The sequence below is a fragment of the Planotetraspora mira genome (genome assembly GCF_016863275.1).
Classification (GTDB): Bacteria; Actinomycetota; Actinomycetes; order Streptosporangiales; family Streptosporangiaceae; genus Planotetraspora; species Planotetraspora mira.
Genome location: NZ_BOOO01000092.1, coordinates 1 through 718, shown reverse-complemented (window position 1 = coordinate 718; position 718 = coordinate 1). Strand labels below are relative to the sequence as shown.

Genomic DNA, 718 nt, shown 5'->3' with positions numbered 1-718 from the left:
CCTCGGTCGTGAGGAACAGGGCCGCGATGGAGGCGGCGTTCTGCAGCGCGGAGCGCGTCACCTTGGCCGGGTCGATGATGCCCGACTCGAACATGTTGACGTACTCACCGGTGGCGGCGTTGAGGCCCTCACCCGCGGGCAGGTTGCGAACCTTCTCCACCACGACGCCGCCCTCGAGGCCGGCGTTCACGGCGATCTGCTTCAGCGGCTCCTCGAGCGCCTTGCGGACGATCGCGGCACCGGTGGCCTCGTCGCCGTTGACCTCGAGCTTGTCGAAGGCGTTGGCGCCGGCCTGCAGCAGGGCCACGCCACCACCGGGGACGATGCCCTCCTCGACGGCCGCCTTCGCGTTGCGAACGGCGTCCTCGATGCGGTGCTTGCGCTCCTTGAGCTCGACCTCGGTCGCCGCGCCGGCCTTGATGACGGCCACGCCGCCGGCCAGCTTGGCGAGGCGCTCCTGGAGCTTCTCGCGGTCGTAGTCGGAGTCGGTGCTCTCGATCTCGGCGCGGATCTGGTTGACCCGGCCCGCGATCTGCTCGGCGTCACCGGCGCCGTCGACGATGGTGGTCTCGTCCTTGGTCACCACGACCTTGCGGGCGCGGCCCAGCAGGTCGAGCGACGCGTTCTCCAGCTTGAGACCCAGCTCCTCGCTGATGACCTGGCCACCGGCCAGGGTCGCGATGTCACCGAGCATGGCCTTGCGGCGGTCGCCGAAGCC

The 718-nt window shown here is 70.2% G+C and carries 1 protein-coding gene; it reads right to left on the bottom strand.

Annotation, left to right across the window (positions count from 1 at the left end; all coding sequences use genetic code 11):
• Positions 1-718: TCP-1/cpn60 chaperonin family protein (locus Pmi06nite_RS41625; RefSeq protein WP_275409663.1), on the bottom strand; the 718-nt coding region annotated here is incomplete at both ends.